This is a genomic window from Cryobacterium sinapicolor, assembly GCF_004403465.1.
Lineage (GTDB): Bacteria > Actinomycetota > Actinomycetes > Actinomycetales > Microbacteriaceae > Cryobacterium > Cryobacterium sinapicolor.
This window is the reverse complement of the sequence record NZ_SOGQ01000056.1, coordinates 1-2,593: the sequence shown is the minus strand read 5'-3', so window position 1 is coordinate 2,593 and position 2,593 is coordinate 1. Positions and strand designations below refer to the sequence as shown.

The following is a 2,593-nucleotide window of genomic DNA, read 5'->3' as shown; positions in this document are numbered from 1 at the left end:
GAGATTTGGGCTGAAGTCCTGGGGGTGGATCGGGTCGGCATTCACGACAATTTCTTCGCCATTGGAGGACACAGTCTCCTCGCGACCAAAGCCGTCAGCCGCGCAAACCTCCGCGGCATTGAAGTGTCGCTCGGGTCCCTCATGGCCAGGGGAACGATCAGCAGTGTGCTTGCAGTCGCAGCCGATGTCAGCCAGATCACAAATCTGCTTACACAAACGAACGCCTCTCCGGACCGGCCAGCGCTTGTATGCATCCACCCGAGCGGAGGGTCATCTCACTGGTTTAGGGAGCTCGCGGCTCAGCTTGAAGGCGATTTCGATGTCTATGGGGTTCGGGCGCGGGGAATGGTGGAAGGGGAAACCTATGGCACAAGCATCACAGGCTTGGCAACCGACTACATACACGAGATCGAGCGTCAACTGAATGGGAGGAGGGTTATTTTGCTGGGGTGGTCGCTCGGTGCGACCATTGCCCACCACATGTCTTTCATGAATCCCGGGCTTTCTCGAGACGTCATCCTTCTGGAGCCCGCATCGATAAGCCCGAATACGAATAGTCGCTTTGAATACTACGCAGCGGCCTACGAAGAAGCTGCCCAGATCGTGGCGAGGCAAGATCTGTCCTCATCTGACGTCGATCGTCTTCGGGAACTCTCCGCGGAGCTGGAAGTTCCAAGCAAAATGGCGGGTACCGGTCAGTGGCTTCCGTACGGAACGCTGGGCGGACTCGTCGAGGCTGTTGCCAATCACACGCCGTCAATTGTTCAGTCAAGGGGACACTTGATCACGAGCCAGGACATTGCGCTGGGGCAGTCGACAATCACTGATTTCGACCTCGAGGGCTACATCGAATGGTGGGGACAGTACTTCACCGAAAGTATTACTCATCGACAAGTTGAGGCGAGCCACCTTGACATGGTGACGGCCCCACGAGCCATTGAGATATTGGTTTCAGTCATACTCGCCGCAGCGAAAGAGGGATGAGACCGTGACCGCAGAGGGAGGTCTGAGTTCAAGCCGATTTGTACTTTTCGGGTCGAGTTTGGGCTTCAGCCTCGCTGCAGATGGGCTGTGGTTCATACTGCTGTCTTGGTTGGCGAATCGCAGTGGAACCGCTCTCGAAGCTTCCCTTGTCATCGCCGCTGGGTCCTTGCCCCGCGCAGCGCTCATGCTCGTCGGCGGGACGCTCGTAGACCGTATTGGAGCGCTTCTGACGGCAAAAGCCACGAATGGGATTCGATTCTTGGTCCTCTCCGTTGTAACACTCCATGCCGTCGTGGGAGAGATCAACGTCCCCTCTCTCGTGCTCTATGCTCTGGCATTCGGCCTTCTCGATGCGATCTACTTGCCAGCGATTAATTCGATCCCCGCTGTCCTCGTACCAAGGGCCGCTTTGCCGGCGGCCCAGGGTGTAGTGCAGACCATAGAGCGACTTTGCATGATTCTCGCTTCAGCCTCGGCTGGGCTCTTGCTCGCAGGGGTTGGGGTCGCAGGCACTGCAGCAATAGGTGCGGCTGCGCTGTTGGTGTCGGTCGTTCTCCTTCTGCCAGTCAGAAATGGAACTGAAAGTCAGGCGCAGACCGTTTTGCCTAAGGAGTCGATGGCGAGAGAGCTTTGGTCCGGACTCCGGCGTGTGGCAAAAGACCGCGTGGTCGGGCCACTCCTAGTTACAATAGGTGCCTTGAACCTCGCACTCTCGGCGCCGATCAACATCGGCAGCCCTCGCTTGGCGATCGACAATGGATGGGGAGAATCCGGTTTTGGGTTTCTTCTGGCTGGTTTCGGCGTCGGGGCGGCGGCCGGGGCAATCGTCATGGTCGTCTGGCGTCCGGCGCGCGCTGGGTTCTGGGGTGCTGTGTTTGCTGCGGTTGGGGCGGTTCTGGTTGGCACCATCCCCTGGGTTCCTTCGTTGACGCTTGCTGTGGGGTTGTTTGCGCTCGTCGGGCTATGTGCGGGCCCAGCCGCGGCGCTCCTCATCGGACTTGTCCAGGCGCTGACGCCCAAACAATTCATGGGGCGCACAATGGCTCTCCTCAGCTTCGCGGCGTTGGGGCTGATTCCTGTTGGATACACGGCCTTCGGATTGTTGGTCTCCACATTCGGCGCTCAGGTGGCGTATGTGTCCTTCGGTTGTCTCGAGCTTGCGGGAGCACTATTCGCGTTGCTCGTTCCAGAAATTCGGCGGGCATCGATCAACCCTATGGAGGAGGTATCCGCCGGGATCGAGGAGCACGATAGCGTGGTTGATGCGCAGTGAGAGGTGGATGGTCGCTCGGCAGGTGTTAACGAAGTTGGCAAGCGCGCCATCAATCAGTGGGGCCGGCGACCGAGCCCCGGGTCGGGACAGGCCATGGATGGCTAGTGCTCGTTGGAACGATACCTCCCTTCGGCGTGTTGACTGACTGTGCAATAGGACGTTCCGTCGTGCCAATCCTCCGGAGTCGATATCCGGGGAGCTCTATTCAGCACATTCTGCAATAGATGCAGTACTACTGGTGCCCCTGCGGATTCGTGACCGGCTAATGGTCAGCGATCGTTGGCCCAGACGGCCCAGTGTGGCGGCACTCAGACGTAGCCGTTAAGGAGCCGCCAG

General features: G+C 58.9%; 2 protein-coding genes. Both read left to right on the top strand.

Annotation, left to right across the window (positions count from 1 at the left end):
* The coding region (locus tag E3T28_RS11635; RefSeq protein ID WP_134431266.1) for an alpha/beta fold hydrolase at nucleotides 1-984 on the top strand (984 nt) is incomplete at its 5' end.
* 4 nt (nucleotides 985-988) lie between these two features.
* Nucleotides 989-2,257: an MFS transporter gene (locus E3T28_RS11630; protein WP_166787009.1), complete on the top strand. Its 1,269-nt coding sequence runs from the start codon at nucleotides 989-991 to the stop codon at nucleotides 2,255-2,257.
* The last annotated feature ends 336 nt before the right edge of the window (nucleotides 2,258-2,593 follow it).